Source organism: Bacillota bacterium, assembly GCA_012727955.1.
Classification (GTDB): domain Bacteria; phylum Bacillota; class Limnochordia; order DTU087; family JAAYGB01; genus JAAYGB01.
Map to the genome: position 1 here is coordinate 12266 of JAAYGB010000047.1, position 13974 is coordinate 26239.

General features: G+C 52.5%; 8 protein-coding genes and 1 tRNA gene. 7 read left to right on the forward strand and 2 right to left on the reverse strand.

Annotated features, from left to right (window positions below):
• The first annotated feature begins 270 nt into the window (after positions 1-270).
• The 4 genes from serS (at position 271) to GX030_08280 (ending at position 4747) form a co-directional block, all read left to right on the forward strand.
• A complete protein-coding gene (serS, locus tag GX030_08265) occupies positions 271-1545 on the forward strand; it encodes a serine--tRNA ligase (GenBank protein NLV92371.1) in 1275 nt (424 codons plus the stop codon).
• A 102-nt stretch (positions 1546-1647) separates the two neighbouring features.
• Positions 1648-1737, forward strand: a tRNA-Ser gene (locus tag GX030_08270).
• A gap of 142 nt (positions 1738-1879) precedes the next feature.
• Positions 1880-3694 carry a translational GTPase TypA gene (gene typA / locus GX030_08275; GenBank protein ID NLV92372.1) on the forward strand — a complete coding sequence of 605 codons (1815 nt, stop codon included), beginning with the start codon at positions 1880-1882 and terminating at the stop codon, positions 3692-3694.
• A gap of 396 nt (positions 3695-4090) precedes the next feature.
• Positions 4091-4747, forward strand: a complete 657-nt coding sequence (locus GX030_08280; GenBank protein ID NLV92373.1) for a hypothetical protein — start codon at positions 4091-4093, stop codon at positions 4745-4747.
• Between the two features lie 19 nt (positions 4748-4766).
• Here GX030_08280 and GX030_08285 read toward each other — a convergent pair whose 3' ends face one another.
• Positions 4767-6527: an ABC transporter ATP-binding protein gene (locus tag GX030_08285; protein NLV92374.1), complete on the reverse strand. Its 1761-nt coding sequence runs from the start codon at positions 6525-6527 to the stop codon at positions 4767-4769.
• Positions 6517-8292, reverse strand: a complete 1776-nt coding sequence (locus GX030_08290; protein ID NLV92375.1) for an ABC transporter ATP-binding protein — start codon at positions 8290-8292, stop codon at positions 6517-6519. The genes GX030_08285 and GX030_08290 overlap by 11 nt, the downstream gene beginning before the upstream one ends.
• A gap of 265 nt (positions 8293-8557) precedes the next feature.
• On the opposite strand from GX030_08290, the gene GX030_08295 reads away from it, so the two are divergent.
• The 3 genes from GX030_08295 to GX030_08305 are packed head-to-tail and all read left to right on the forward strand — an operon-like array spanning position 8558 to position 13915.
• A complete protein-coding gene (locus GX030_08295) occupies positions 8558-11731 on the forward strand; it encodes a hypothetical protein (GenBank protein NLV92376.1) in 3174 nt (1057 codons plus the stop codon).
• A gap of 18 nt (positions 11732-11749) precedes the next feature.
• Entirely contained in the window at positions 11750-13177 is a 1428-nt protein-coding gene (locus GX030_08300) for a hypothetical protein (GenBank protein NLV92377.1), read from the forward strand.
• A gap of 36 nt (positions 13178-13213) precedes the next feature.
• Positions 13214-13915: a CpsD/CapB family tyrosine-protein kinase gene (locus tag GX030_08305; GenBank protein NLV92378.1), complete on the forward strand. Its 702-nt coding sequence runs from the start codon at positions 13214-13216 to the stop codon at positions 13913-13915.
• Positions 13916-13974 lie beyond the last annotated feature (59 nt).

Here is a 13974-nt window from a genome sequence, read left to right on the forward strand (position 1 = left end):
GGTGCCCTCAGAGAGTCGGCGGCAGGTGTGAGCCGACCACCGCTTCATCGATCCACCCCGAAGGGAGACACCGATGAGGTGGTCCGGGTCAGCCCGTTATCGCGACAAAGGGACGTTACCGTCTACTCGTAGGATCAGAAGAGCTAGGAGTTAGAGGTAGCGTAATTTGGGTGGCACCGCGGATAACTCTCCGTCCCATAGGGACCGGGGAGTTTTTTTATTTCCGAATTTGAGGATGAGACAAAGTACCTACAGGAAGAGGTGGAAGACATGCTAGACCTAAGATGGATTCGCGAGAACGTTGCTGAGGTCAAAGAGGCCATGGCTAAGAGGGGAACCGACGTCTCCGTCGATGGGCTCCTGCAAGCCGATGAGCGCCGCAGAGCACTGCTTAGGGAGACTGAGGAACTAAAGGCGCGACGCAACACCGTCTCTCAGGAAGTGGCGAAGAGAAAAAAGGCCAGGGAAGATGCCGATGACATCATTGCAGAGATGCGCGAGGTATCGGACCGGATTAAGACCCTAGATCAAGAGTTGAAGGAAGTTGAACAGGAAATCTCTGATACCCTGTTGTTGATTCCCAACATTCCCCACCCCTCGGTTCCCGAAGGTAGCGATGATAGCGATAACCTGGAAATTACCCGCTGGGGAGAGCCTCGCCAGTTCTCCTTTGAACCTAAGGCCCACTGGGATTTGGGAGTAGATCTCGATGGGATCGATTTTGAACGGGCCGGGAAAGTAACGGGTGCTCGCTTTGCTTTCTTGAAACAGGGCATCGCTCGGCTGGAACGGGCCTTGGCCAACTTTATGCTCAACCTACACGTCGATAAGCATGGTTATCAGGAGGTGCAGCCGCCCTACATCGTCAACAGTGCCAGCATGACCGGGACCGGTCAGCTGCCGAAGTTTGCCGAAGATTCCTTCCGGCTCGAGGGCACCGATTATTGGCTGATTCCCACCTCAGAGGTACCGGTCACAAACATCTATCGAGGCGAGATTCTCGATGGGGAACAGCTTCCCATCTACTTTACCGCATTGTCGGCTTGCTTCCGGTCGGAGGCAGGATCCCACGGTCGGGATACCCGGGGCCTAATCCGGATGCACCAGTTCAATAAGGTAGAACTGGTCAAATTTGTGCGGCCGGAAACCTCCTATGATGAACTGGAGAAGCTAACGGCCGATGCCCGGGAAGTCCTGGAGCTATTGGGTCTGCCCTATCGAGTAGTGAAGCTGTGTACCGGTGACCTGGGCTTTAGTAGTGCCATGACCTATGACATAGAGGTCTGGATGCCCAGTTATGGTCGATATGTTGAGATCTCAAGCTGCAGCAACTTCGAGGACTACCAGGCCCGTCGGGCCAATATTCGGTTCCGTCCAGAGCCGGGGGCAAAACCGGAGTTTGTCCATACCCTCAATGGCTCGGGTCTAGCCGTTGGCCGAACCCTAGCCGCGGTGATGGAAAACTACCAGCTACCCGATGGCAGCATCGAGGTACCTGAAGTCTTACGCCCCTACATGGGTGGAATGGAGATTATTAAGAGATAGCAGGATAGTGGGGATGTCGGCAAGGGTATAGCTTGCCGGCATCCCCATCCCGCCGTTTCATTGACAGTCAGCGGCGGCGAATGATATAATAATTAAGTGCTTGGAGGGGTGTCAGAGCGGTTGAATGAGGCGGTCTTGAAAACCGTTGAGGGTTTACGCCCTCCGTGGGTTCGAATCCCACCCCCTCCGCCATATTTTCTGAGTATGCCGGAAGCTGCCTGCTTCCGGTTTTTTGATCTAGTGGAAAAACCAGTAAATCCGTGCTCTGATGCACGGGACAGGTTTATTTGGTACACTAGGAGGGGTTGATCTCGATTGAGAGGACGAATATGCAATGCAATTGCGTAATATTGCTATTATAGCCCACGTAGACCACGGTAAGACTACCCTGGTTGATGGGATTCTACGTCAGACTGGGGTCTTTCGTCACCATGAGCAGGTGCAAGAGCGAGTCCTGGACTCCGACGACATTGAGCGGGAGCGGGGTATCACCATTTTTTCTAAGAACACCGCTGTTCTTTATGGTGATTACAAGATTAACATCGTCGATACTCCCGGTCACGCGGATTTCGGCGGTGAGGTAGAGCGGATCCTGGGGATGGTTGATGGAGCATTGTTGGTAGTAGATGCCTTTGAAGGTCCGATGCCCCAGACTCGGTTTGTGCTGCAGAAGGCCCTAGCCAAGAGGGTGAAGCCCCTGGTGGTGGTCAACAAGGTTGACCGCAGTGACGCTCGTCCCTACGAGGTAGTCGATGAGGTTCTGGACCTGTTCATCGATCTGGGAGCCGATGGAGACCTCCTAGAATTTCCGGTGCTCTATGCTGTGGCCCGTGCCGGGATTGTCTCTCCAGACCTCGATGAAGTTCTATCCGGTTTGGCCAGCGGACAGGGTTCCGTCCGACCTCTCCTCGATACAATTGTGCAAGAGGTACCGGCGCCCAAGGGAGACGCTGATAACCCCTTGCAGCTCTTGGTGAGTAACTTAGATTACGATCCCTACATTGGCCAGATTGCCATCGGTCGCATTCAGGAGGGGAAATTGACCCGGGGCCAGACGGTCAGCGTCGTGCGTGGAGGTACCGATAAGCTAGAGACAGCTCGTGTAGGTCAGGTTTATTCCTTTGCCAACCTGCAGCGGGTGGAAGCCGATGTGGCAGTGGCGGGAGATATTGTTGCCGTTTCTGGGATCGACAAAATCGCTATCGGCGATACCATCGCCGACGCGGATGACCCAGTACCCTTGCCTCCGGTGGAGGTAGACTCCCCGACCTTGACGATGCTCTTTCGGGTCAACGATAGTCCCTTTGCCGGCCGAGAGGGCGAATTCCTGACATCTCGTCATCTGAAAGACCGACTGGAACGAGAAACCAAGAACAACGTGGCTCTGCGCGTAAGGGCAACGGATAGCCCCGATGTCTTTGAGGTCTCGGGACGGGGAGAGCTGCATCTGTCGATTCTGTTGGAGAACATGCGCCGGGAAGGCTATGAACTGGCGGTCTCCAAGCCTATGGCAGTCACCAAAGAAACAGAAGATGGACTGTACGAGCCCCTGGAGCAGCTGGTAATTGATGTTCCCAGTGAGTTCATGGGAACAGTCATCGAGAAACTCGGGACCCGCAAGGGTGAGCTCGTTAACATGCAGCACATGGCCGATGATCGGGTGAAGTTGGAGTTTATCGTTCCCACTCGGGGCTTGATTGGCTTCAATTCTCAGTTCTTGACGGACACCAAGGGTAACGGAGTGATGTACTACAGTTTCCACGGATATGGCCCCTATCGGGGGGAAATCGTCCAGCGCACCACCGGTGCCCTGGTGGCCTGGGAGGCTGGAGTGGCTACTACCTATGCCATCAGCAACATCCAGGAACGAGGTACCCTGTTTATTCGTCCGGGAACGGAAGTTTACGAGGGAATGATCATCGGAGAGCATTCCCGAGAAGGGGATCTGGATGTGAATGTTGCCCGGCAAAGGCATGTGACCAACATCCGCTCCTCCACCAAGGAAATCGCGGTCAAGCTCGACGAGCCTCGGATCCTGACCCTTGAGGAAGCCTTGGCCTTCATTGCTGAAGACGAGTTGGTGGAGATTACCCCGAAGAGTTTGCGTTTGCGCAAGTTGATCTTGAATAAGAGCAAGCGGAACAAATAGCAAAGAAGCGAGCCCATGGATGCTGGACTCGCCTCTTCGCAGCTGCGACTCAGAGAGAATCGATTTCCCTAGTAGCCGAATCCCAAGCCACCGAAGAGTAGCAGGATCAGGACTAGAAAGACGATAAACGCGAAGGAACCATCTTTTCCGCCGAAGAATTCAGCGTTAGCAGCCATGTTTGCACCTCCAAATGAGTTGGTCAGGGAGTACATTTCATACTATGAAGAAGTGTACCGGCTTGGTCTAGGATAGGGGTACTCTTTTCAAAAAGTTGTTCCGACTGGGATTGTTCGCCGGTTTCGCTAGAATGTGATTTTGACAACAAAGGTGCCCGCGGTATAAAATAGCATTACCTGTCGCTATGCATCTGTGGGATTCGGTTGGGTTTGGAGGAAGGTGAGGACAACGACTGTAGAGACTGTAATTAGCTTTATCGCTGGCATGGGATTAGGTGGACTGCTGCTGGCAATGGCCTTAGAGGGTTCGTCACTGCCCTTTCCGGGAATGGCAGTGGTATTGGCCTTTGGATATGCCCTGCAACCGGACCTGGCTCAACTACCGATTATAGCCCTTTTGATGAGTCTAGCGTATACCGGTGCTTCCTATATTGCCTACGGCATCGGTAGGAAGATGGAGCAACAGATTCGCAAACGCTACGCCAAACCACTGGACAAAGCACAGAAGTGGTTCTGTAAATATGGCGATTGGAGCATTGCTCTGCTGCGTCCCTTTGGATTGGGGAATTATGTATCCTATATTGGTGGGATGAGCAGGGTGCATCCCGTGAAGTACGGGATCTACACTTTGATGGGGATTTATCCCTGGTCCTTGGCAATGCTCTGGCTGGGTCGTGTCTCCCGGGGAGGCGGCGAGGTAGTCAAGGAGCTGCTGTGGAGCCATCGTTGTTTGCTCGTAACGGTCCTGGCTGTCATAGTGGCAATTGGAGTGGCTGTACTCGGGACCGGAAGACCCCTGACTCGTAAGTCAAGGCCTAGACAGCCCAAGGGAAAGATAAACAGGGTCAATATAGTAGAAGCAAAGGGGGAACATTGAAGTTCCCCCTTCAGTATTTTTAGCCGGCGATGGAATCCTGAGCAGAGACCAGCTCCCAGTATTCACCCTTCCGGGCCATTAGACTTTCATGGTTGCCCTGTTCTAGAATCCGGCCTTGTCCAATCACCACGATTTCATCGGCATTGCGGATGGTAGACAGGCGGTGGGCGATGACAAAGGAAGTTCTCCCCGCCAATAGTTTCTGCAACGCCTCCTGTACCCGTTGCTCTGTGACGGTATCGACGTGGGCAGTGGCTTCGTCCAAGATCAGGATCTTGGGATCCGCCAAGAGGGCTCTGGCAAAGGAAAGCAGTTGTCTTTGTCCCGTAGAGAAGTTACTGCCCCTTTCCGTCAGCAGGGTATCGAGGGTAACCTTCTGTTGCTGGAAGGACTCCTTGAGACCAACGGTTTCCAGTGCTGCCCATAGTTCTTCGTCGGTAGCATCGGGAGCACCGAAACGAAGGTTGTCCCGTAAAGTTCCCGAGAAGAGAAAGGGCTCCTGCAATACCAGTCCGACTTGCTGACGATAGCTGCTTAACTCCCGCTCCCAGATGTCATGACCATCGACCAGGATTTGTCCCTTCTGGGGTTGGTAAAACCGACAAAGCAAGTTGATAATCGAAGTCTTACCGGCACCGGTGTGTCCGACCAAGGCGATGGTCTGCCCCGGTTGAGCTTCTAGGTTGATGTTCCTTAGGACCATCTCATCATCGGAGTACCCGAAGGTGATGTCCTTGAATTGCACGTGGCCCTTAATCTGAGGCATCGGTGGCAGCGAGGGATCTACCTCTGCTGGAGTAGAGAGAATATCGTGGATTCGTACTGCTCCCGCCAAGCCTCTTTGGATAATGCGGTAGGCCTGGGACAGTCCTCGCAAGGGACCAAAAAACTGACCGGAATAGCCGATAAAGGCAATGAGCGTCCCTACGGTAGTAGAGCCATCAAGTACCCAGCGCCCTCCAAAGAACAACAGTGCTCCTACACTCAGAAACCAGTTTAAGTCCACCAGGGGCCAGAAATAGGCGTAAACACGCAGAGCGTAGAGGCTAGCATTCAGCAGACTGGCATTGTCCCGGGCAAAGCGATCTTCGAAGTATTCCTGGGCACCAAAAGCCTGGATTACCTTCACTCCGGAGATAGTCTCCTGGGAATTAGCATTGACCACCGAGGCCTGCTCCCGGACCTCATCCTCTGCTCGGTGGATCCGATAGGATAAGAAGAACATGGCATATACCAAGAGGGGCAAAAGCGCCAGGGTAATCGCCGTGAGTCTCCAATCCAACCAGATCATTACAGCTAGGAATCCAAAGAGCCGCAGGGTTTCTATCGAAGTATTGACAACCGCATTGCTCACCAGTTCCGAGAGGGCATCCACGTCACTGGTCAGTCGAGTAACCACCTTACCCACCGGGATCTTGTCAAACCAACTTACCGGCAACACCTGAAGCTTCTTGAACAAGTCTCGGCGGATGGCGCGGATGATGTCCTGTCCTACCTTGGCCATCAGTCGTGCCCTGATGGCCGTTGTCAGGTTCGCTACAATGAATAGCCCCGTGGCCAACAGAATTAGGCGAATTAGCCCCGCCCCGTCACCTACTGCGATGTACCGATCGATGGCGATTCGGGCGAACATCGGCAGCAGGATTCCAATCACCGCGCCGACAATCATCGCGAGGATCGCGATGGATAGGGTGGATAGATGGGGGCGTAGGTAGGGATACAACTTCGTCAGGCTCCGAAAGGCGGATCTGCGATCCTGGACATAGTAATCATCTCTCACTGCCAGCCACCTCCCCTACTGCCCTAGCACCGGAAGTCTGCATCCTTTGTACATGGTATAGATGCCGGTATAAGCCCTCTTGGGCCAGTAGTTCTTGATGTGTGCCTTGCTGCACCATCTCACCATCTTCCAAGACGACAATCTGATCCGCTTCCATAGCAGTGGAAACCCTTTGGGCGATGATCACTACCGTCCTGCCGGCAAAGAGCTGTTTGAGGGCCCGATTCAGCTCGGCTTCAGTCTTCACATCTAGACTCGATGAGGAGTCATCAAAGACTAGAATCTTGGGATCCCGCAGAAGGGCTCTAGCAATGGCAACTCGTTGCCGCTCCCCTCCCGACAGGCCTATTCCTCTTTCGCCCACTTCGGTTTCATAGGCTCGGGGCAGCTTTGTGATAAAACCTTTGGCCTGGGCCACTTCCGTGGCAAAATCCAGCTGTTGTTGCTCCACCCCGTAACCCATCGTCAGGTTGTCCCGCAAAGTAGAAGAGAAGAGGAAGTTGTCTTGAAAGACAAACCCAATCTGCCGCCGCAAGGCGTCTAAGTCCCAATCCCTGACATCGATGCCGTCGATCTTGACGCTGCCGGAAGTAGCGTCATAGAACCGGGGAATCAAATTGGCTACCGTGGTCTTACCGGAACCAGTAGTTCCGAGAATACAGACCGTTTGACCCGGCTTGATTTCTAAACTGAAGTTCTTGATGGCTTCCTCATCTTCGGTATAGGAAAATCCAACGTTTTCAAAGGTAATTCTGCCTTCAACGGGTTTATCGATCTTCTTTCCGTGATTGTTTCGCAGCACATCGGGCTCATCAAGCACCCGGAAAACCCGTCTGGCTCCGGCGGTGGCTCGCTGCAGCATTTCCGACAACCATCCGATGGAACGGATGGGCCAAATGAGAGATTCGGCAAAGTTCTGGAAGGCAATCATTGTGCCTAGGGTAATGTCACCGCGGATCACCATGAGCCCACCGGCCCCCAGCGCGATCCAACTGGCTGCCCCGCCGAGGAAGTCGAGCCCTGGATGCACCTTGCTGTTGAGGAAGGCAATGCGGAGATTGCTTCTATATAGATTCCCACTGGTGTTTGCAAACTTAGCTTCTTCCTCTTGGTTACGAACAAAGGCCTTGACCACTCGAATCCCCGATATGTTTTCCTGGGAGACAGTATGGAGTTCACCGGACTCATGTTGTACCCGGCGATACATCGGACCCACTATTTTACTGTAGGTTACTGCCAAGACAAGAAGGAAGGGAAAAGTGGCCAAGACGATCAAGGCAAAGAGTGCATGCAGCCGGAACATCGCGACGATGATCCCAATAGCTGTCAGCCCGTTAACTACGATGAGCATCACCACAAATCCCGTTCCATCTCGGACAGCATCGACGTCCCTGGTGAGAACGCTCATCAGATCTCCCGTCTTGGTTCGATCAAAAAAGGAGAAGGGGAGCTGGAGCAACCGCTTGATCAACAGCTGCCGGACGTCATGGCTGATGTAACTGCCCGTTGCCTCCTGGAAGTAGATTTCAACATAGACTCCTACCGATCGCACGATGGCCAGTAGGACAATCCACTTGACACCGGTGATCAGTGCAGTCATAGCCTCGCCCCCAGTGGCCAAGGCACTAAGGGAATCGAAAACTTGCTTCAGAAGTAGGGGAAGAATAATCAGCCCGAGGGAGTCGACGATGATACCTATCGCTGCGACTATCCGCCTTCCCCACTGGTTTTTTGAGAGAAGAAATGCCCTCCAATAATCCCGCACCGGCGTGTCCCTCCAGTCAATTGGCTATAATGCCCAACCACTTTATCATGGGCCCCTGCAAAAAGCAAGGTAGGGTTTTCAGATTTATAAATTAGAATAAACAATTCCGGGCAAACGGGATAAAAGTCCCACAAATGCAGGAAAATGGGACCTCGGTCCCTAATTAATAGAAATTACAGTGCCATAAATTGGGACCATATGCAGTTTTTTGTAAGGTTTCCATAAATGCATAAATCTATGTTGCCTTTTATGGAGGTCGTTGGACATGAGATTCTCACCAGGGAAAGTAGTATGGGTACTTGCAATAGCAATAGCTTTCGGTCTTGGAGTCGGATGTTCCAAGGCTCAGGAGTATACCCTGGGCCCTGGAGATGTTATTGCTATTACCGTGTGGGGACATGGGGAACTTTCTACAGTGGCCCCTGTACGACCCGATGGGAAAATATCCCTACCCCTGGGTGAAGATCTACTAGTTGAGGGGCTTTCGGTTACAGCTGTGAGGGATAGGGTGGCTGATGTTCTCCGAGAGTATTTGCGGGAACCGAAAGTCTCCGTCAGAGTGGAGAGTTTTCGGACGATCCGAGTTCAAGTGCTGGGAGCGGTGCGGGCACCGGGATACTATCAGTTACCCCCCGATTCCGGTATTATCGACGCTATCAGTCGTGCTGGGGGGACCTTGGAACAGTCGGATCTCGGTCGGGTAACCCTGACCAGTGTCAGTCAAGGAGAGGTCAGGGTTCTGGATGTAAAGAGGCTTTTAGGTGGCCTTGAAGTAGATGGGCCACGGCTTTGCGATGGCGATATTATTCATATTCCGGAAGTGAGAAAGGCTTCGGTCTTAGGCGAGGTTAGGGCTCCGGGTTCCTACGTTATTGATGATGATTCTACCGTAGTAGAGTTACTGGCATTGGCGGGGGGAGCTACCTCTAGTGGTGATCTGGAGAATGCTGTCCTTACCAACAGCAGCAGTTCAGCCCCGGAAAGAACGTTAGATTTACACAGACTGCTGGCCAATGATGCTGAGGCAGCACGGTATCGGATCCATCCAGGTGATATCTTATATATTCCCCCTAAGACAGAAGTAGTGATTTTAGGTGAGGTGGTTCGCCCAGGGGTCTATCCCATTAAGAGGGATACTCGGGTAATTGACCTGATTGGTCGGGCCGGGGGCCTAACCTCTTCGGCAAAACCGGAGGAGATCTTGATTACCCGGGCAACGGGAGAACACGTCGTGGTGAATTTGGAGCAAAGGAGCAACGCCGATGAGGATGCTGAGGCGGTACTTCAGGCGGGTGATGTGATCCTAGTTCATCGGCGACGCAGTATGGTCTCGGTGTTGGGTGAAGTTCGCAATCCTGGCGCCTATCCTATTGAGCCAGGGGATAAGCTACTGGATTTGCTTGCAAAGGCAGGCGGCTTGACGGAAGACGCCAATACTGCAGAAGTTAGTGTTACCTATACCAATGACCAGGGGATTCCGGTATCACGACAAATTGACTTGGGCCCATTGCTCAATCAGACCGATACCACTGGCAATATCGCTATTAATGATAGCGGACTGATTGTGGTGCCAAAGATCGAGCGCCAAGTGTTGGTCTTGGGTGAGGTTAATCGACCGGGTTATTACTTACTCCATTCAGGCACTCGTGTTCTAGATGTAATAGCAATGGCGGGAGATACCACCCCAGATGCCGATCTAGATAATGTTGTCTTGACGAGAACGAACCCTGACGGAAGCATTCAGTCAGTAACTATTCCCCTCAGTCAGGTAAAGGAGGGGTTATCTCTCAGTGACAATGTGACAGTTCAGCCTCGGGATGTAGTTATGGTACCCAAGGCTAGGACTGAAGTCCTGATTCTCGGCGGCGTGAATAGACCGGGATCCTATCGAGTTGAGTCCGGAGACACCGTCCTTGATATCATTGCTCGAGCCGGTGGTTCCACGGATTCAGCGGATCTGACTAGGGTGGCGATTACCAACAGAAAGCTAGAAGACCAGGAGACTATCTATATTGATATTTCCGACAGTATGACCAGCGGTCAGCCTGACCGGTATCCGGTGCAGGGTGGAGACACTATTGTCATTCCGGAAATAGTCAATCGGGTTACCGTTCTCGGTGAAGTGGTCCGGCCTGGTTCCTATCCGCTGCAACCGCAAGAACGATTACTGGATGTGATTGCGAAGGCCGGTGGCCCTACGGATCGTGCAGATCTAGGGAATGTAAAATTAACTAGTACTAATGAGGCAGCAAGAACTATTGACCTGGAACATGTGATGCTAAGTCCGACCTCTGTTGCTAATGTCCAGTTGCGCGCTGGAGATGTCGTAGTGATCTCAGAGGCTCGACGGGAAGTAGTGGTTCTTGGTCAAGTTAGAAACCCGGGCACCTATACCTATCGGGAATCCGATACCGTACTAGATGCACTGGCTATGGCTGGCGGTGTTCTGCCGAACGCCGACACCACCGACGTTAAGCTGACACGTAGTGTTAGGGGACAGAGGGAAGCCAAGTCTCTAGACGTTCAGGCGATGCAGGCAGGAGACCCAAGAACTGAAATTCCCGTACTGCAGACCGGTGACACCATCTATGTTCCCGAGGCAAATCGCAATGTCTTGGTCTTGGGGGCGGTGAATCGTCCAGGTGCCTACCCCTGGAAGGAGCAACTGTCAGTATTGGATCTGTTGGCCCTTGCCGGCGGGGCTCGAGATACGGCAAACCTGTCGGAAGCGGTACTTACCGGCAGGAAGGATCACTTTGGGCAAACCCTGGATCTCTCGGCTATCCTCGAAAACAGGGAGCCCGATCGGTGGCAGATACAACCGGGAGATACTCTATACGTGCCCCAGGCTAAGCAGGTGTTGGTCTTAGGTGAAGTGAATAGACCTGGTTCATATTATCTTCCTTTAGGCAGTACCCTGTTGGACGCTTTGGCAGCGGCCGGAGGTCCTCGAGATGGGGCGAATCTGGAAGAGATCACCTTAACCCGGCAGGGTGATAGAGAAAACAAAATATCGGTATTTGATTACAAAGTACTTACTACTACGACCACAGAGGGCAACGTGTTGGTAAGTGGAGGAGATGTTGTTTTCGTACCCGAGGCCTCTAGACAGGTCCTAGTTCTCGGTGAGGTAGCAAGACCTGGTTTGTACCCGACTACGGAAAACATGGGCTTGATGGAAGCCATCGGTGCTGCTGGAGGTCCTACGGATAGGGCTGCATTACAGTCGGTAGGTCTTTTCCGCAACGGAGATCTAACAGCGGGAAGCGACTTCAGCATGGGCAAAGAGAAAAGGCTCTTTGTTGGTAACGCTGAGGAAAACCCGAAGATCTACGGCGGGGACATCGTCTTCGTACCGGAGACGCAGCGGCCTAATTGGAGTAAGATCTTCTCCTTTGTTGGAGGCATTAGTCTCTTCAAAGAGCTACTGGGCTGGTAAGGGCAGGGGGTCGACGATATGGACAATGGACAGAGCTTTGAGGAAATTGACCTGAGGGATCTCTTCCGAATCCTTATAGGTCGGAAGTGGCTAATATTATTGGTTGTTGTCTTGGCAGTGGCAAGTGCCATAATCACCAATAATCTAACCACTCCGATCTATGAAGCCAGCACCACCGTTTTGCTCAAGAATGAAGGCGGAATAGGTGCTATGGCATTCTTGACCGGTGGAGCGGAAATGGGGCGAGATGCTCGGAATACCTATGTGGAGATTCTCAAGAGTCGGTCCCTAGCCCTAGCCGCGGCTGAACGGTTGGGTTTGGATTACACCATGGAGTCCGAGGAGCTGGATCGGCTGAGGAAGTCCATTACGGTACAACCGGTGCAGTCGGGAGATATCATCCGAGTTAGTGTGCAGTCTCCAGATCCCCATCAAGCGGTGGCGGTGTCTAACGCTCTAGTTGAAGCACTGCAGGATTACAGTAGAGACAGAAATCAGCTAGAGGCCCGCAGTGCTCGAGAGTTCATCGGTGAACAAATAGCTCTAGTGTCTGAAGATCTGTATAGGGCTGAGGAGGAACTCAAGAACTTTAAGGAAGAGAAGGGCGTACTTCTCCCCGCAGAAGTTTCTACAATCCTAGCCCGGCTTTCACAGTTGCAGGCACAAAAGGCAGAGGCAGAAGTTGGAGTTGGGGAAGCCCAAGTTCGTTTGAAACAGCTACGGGAGCGCCTATCCGATGAGCAGCGGGAAATTATAACCTCCACTACAATCTCCGTAAACCCATTGGTACAGCAATTTCGTTCTCGACTGGCGCAATTGGAGACGGAGTTGGCCGCTGCCCTTGAGACCTATACAGAGAAGCATCCCAGTGTAGTGGCCCTACGTTCTAAGATCGATAGTACCAAGGCCCAAATGGAGTCAGAGGTCGAAAACATAATTACAGCACAAACTCGAGCCCGAAACCCCATCTATCTACAGGTAATACAACAGATTGTCGAGCTAGAGGTGGAAGCAACGGCTCTGCAAGCTCGCAGTGAGTCTTTACAGGGGATTATCGCTGACTATGAAGAGCAGTTGCGGCAGTTGCCGGAGACAGAGCTGACCTTGGCTCGCCTAACTCGAGAGAAGATGGTGGCGGAAGAGCTATATTTGTTACTGGCTACCCGTCATGAGGAGATGAAGATTACCGAGGCGATGGAGCCCTCTAGTGTGCAGGTACTAGATCCGGCGATTCCGCCTCGCAGTCCAATCAAGCCCCGCAAAATGCTGAATTTGGCTATTTCCGGAGTTCTGGGCGTATTTGTAGGTGTTGGACTGGCCCTGTTGTTAGATTTTCTCGATATGTCTGTCAAGACCGAAGAGGACATCCGCCGACTCCTAGACGTTCCCGTATTGGGCCAGATTCCAGACTTGAAGCATGAAGTGAAGCGCAGTGGAAATAGATAGGGGAGTTAGGTCAGCAATGTTTCGGGAGATGGTGAAGTGGTACTAGATCGAAGAGAATCCATTATCGTTAGGGAGAATCCCAAGTCCCCCGTCTCAGAGGCGTACAGGGTTCTTCGTACCAATCTTGAATTTGCCTCCCTCGATGGACAGTTGAAGTGCTTTCTATTCACCAGTTCAGGCCCCAATGAAGGTAAGTCGACAACGGTTTCCAATCTAGCTGTTGCAGCAGCCCAGACGGGGGCAAAGGTGTTACTGATCGATGGTGACTTGCGTAGCCCAACATTGCATCGGGTTTTCCAGTGTTCCAACCGGAAAGGCTTAACCAGTGTCCTAGTAGGCAGGGAGACCGCGGCCGAAGTGATTCAACAGCTCGACGAGGCCAACTTATTTCTCCTGCCCACCGGTCCAATTCCGCCCAATCCCGCAGAATTATTGGGTACAGAGCGCATGAAAGAGCTGTTGTCTCAGGTTCGGCAGGAGTATGACTATATTTATATTGATGCACCGCCGGTATTAGCGGTTACAGACGCGGCAGTGCTGTCCCGGAGAGTCGATGGGGTAATCTTGGTGGTAGCCAGTGGGATGACCCATAGGAAGGCCTTGATTGAAGCCAGGGATCGCTTGGCGAGAGTTAACGCCAACCTATTAGGCGTAGCCTTGGTTCGGGCTAAATTCGATTCAGAATATCAGTCATACTACTATTACTACTACAGTACAGAAGCAGCCGCTTTTGAGTAAAACTTTACCATAGGTAAGTGCGTGACCGTCACAGAGTCCCTTTGGTGACTTTGTGGGGG